The following is a 1446-nucleotide window of genomic DNA, read 5'->3' on the forward strand; positions in this document are numbered from 1 at the left end:
CCTACCGTGTACCCACATCTTTTTGGATTTCGAATCCTAAATAGATATTATAGAATTTTTGGAGACCGAGTATTAGGGTTGTTGCACCAGGCTTCCTCTGTGATGAATAACCTTTCCAACCACCTAACCTTGCTATTACCCATGTTGCCCCCCTTAGTTCTGATATTTGTTTGGGATTAGACAGTAATTGTGTTTTCCCCTGTAGCCTGGTATTTACTACAGTTAGGCATTCAAGTTCTGTATCGCTGAATGCAATGCTGCTGGATATCGGTGGTTCTCCTTCCTCCATGCCATAGGCAATATGCATCTGAAACAGTTTCAATATCGTGTCCATGATCAACAAGGTCAGTTTTCGTATAGCCCATCCCTGTTCCAGCTCACTGCTTTCTATATCATAGCATTCCTTTTTCAGCACCCTGAAGAATTCCTCTATCATCCACCGGCAGGTATACCATTCAATCACCTGACGGGCATCCTCTACTGTATTTACCGGCAATGTGGTTGTTAGCCTCCAATGAATTGGGTCTGCAATATTTTCGGTTACCTCCCTGGCTTCTATTACAAATACATCAGCAGAGATCTCGGGTACATCTTTGGGTCTACGGTCTGGACGTTTAAACTGAACTTTTTTATAGCGAATCTCTATTTGTGCCTCCCTTGTGGCGGTCTTTTTATGACTATCCCTATCTACTAGGATGGTATAGGTTCCCCTGCAGGGTTCCTGAGCTACTGTAGCTAATAGTCTTCCTTCAGAAGTCAATATTCGGTCGTACTGGCTGCGTACAATCAGAAATGAGTTGTCAGCCAGCGCACCAGTAGTAAACTGTTCGAAGATATCGCCTTCCCGGTCCTGTATGATAATAACAGATGCTGCATCCTTTAGATAATTGCCAGCTCGCTGGTTTCCCCTGAGCCATTTTGCAGATTCCTTGTCTTGGACGGACATCTTGCTGCGTTCATAACCCGTTACAAGCTTGATGCCAGTACGGTTAAAGAGATCAATACCTGCATAACCGTAAGGAAAACAGGTATAGGCATCTACAACAAGGCAGGGGTGTACCTTAAAGCCAATACCTTTTTTGACTGCATCAATTGGTCCTACACCGCTGGATGCTCTCAGTCGGTTGCTGTGGTTAGCTAGATTTATCTCTGAGGTATCCTGAATACATAAAACGACTTTGTCCTTGACAGCTTTTCCACAGCGAAAGCCCATCTCTGAGGAAAGTAACTCTTCCTTTACCTTTGAACTATTTAAAAACCTGTAAAACGCTTTTTGCTCGGCTCGGCAGCTTGCTAGCGACTGAATACTTGTGGAGGGATCCTGACGTAATTTATTTAATAGGCTTTCTCCTCGTCTAGATAACCTAAGGTCGTTAAAAAGTTTACTGTAATCTGTTCCAAACATGAAACAAAAATAAAAATAAAGATGTGGGTACACGGTAGGAT

1 protein-coding gene is annotated in these 1446 nt (G+C 43.2%); it reads right to left on the reverse strand.

The window, feature by feature from the left end; translation table 11 throughout:
• Window position 1 precedes the first annotated feature (1 nt).
• A partial coding sequence (locus tag LUA90_RS19430; protein WP_231492246.1) for an IS4 family transposase occupies window positions 2–1446 on the reverse strand: 1445 nt, incomplete at its 5' end.

This window comes from Pedobacter sp. Leaf170 (assembly GCF_920984665.1).
Lineage (GTDB): Bacteria > Bacteroidota > Bacteroidia > Sphingobacteriales > Sphingobacteriaceae > Pedobacter.